Genomic DNA, 532 nt, shown 5'->3' with positions numbered 1-532 from the left:
CCACCCACAGGATCAGCCTGCCCTCATGCTCCGTCGGGTCGGAGGAGGGCCACACACAGCCGACCTTGCGGCGCAGACCGGAGGCGAGCGGCTTGCGGGCCTCCATGATGTCCTCCGGGGTGACACCCCACGGAAGGTCCAGGTCAGCGCGGTATCCGGGCCCGTCCCGGGTGATCTCGGAGGTGAAGCGCATCCCGTTCATGTCGCCGCCCTTCTTGATGGCGGCCGACAGCTTCACGTTGCCGATGTTGTCGAGGGCGCGCAGCACGATCGGACCGGTGAGCTTCTGCAACTCGGTCTTCAGCACGGCCGGGCCGATGACCGGCTGATCCTGCGGTGAGCCCCAGTACCCGGCGACCAGGACCGCAGCCGACCCCAGCACCACCAGCAGGGCGGGGGCCATGACGTACAGGGTCAGGGCCAGGCCGGTACCGAAGACGATGGAGACCAGCGTCACGAACGACCGCAGCCTCACCCGCCGGTCCCGCTGCCGCGACAGCTTCAGGTACTCGGCGGTGTTCTCCTTGTAGAC

1 protein-coding gene is annotated in these 532 nt (G+C 68.2%); it reads right to left on the bottom strand.

Translation table 11 applies throughout. The features are described 5' to 3' along the window. A partial coding sequence (locus ACFCZN_RS21475; protein WP_430558115.1) for a hypothetical protein occupies positions 1-532 on the bottom strand: 532 nt, incomplete at both ends.

This window comes from Isoptericola sp. NPDC056134, assembly GCF_042264825.1.
GTDB classification, from domain to species: domain Bacteria; phylum Actinomycetota; class Actinomycetes; order Actinomycetales; family Cellulomonadaceae; genus Isoptericola; species Isoptericola nanjingensis.
This window is presented reverse-complemented; position numbering and strand designations above follow the sequence as displayed.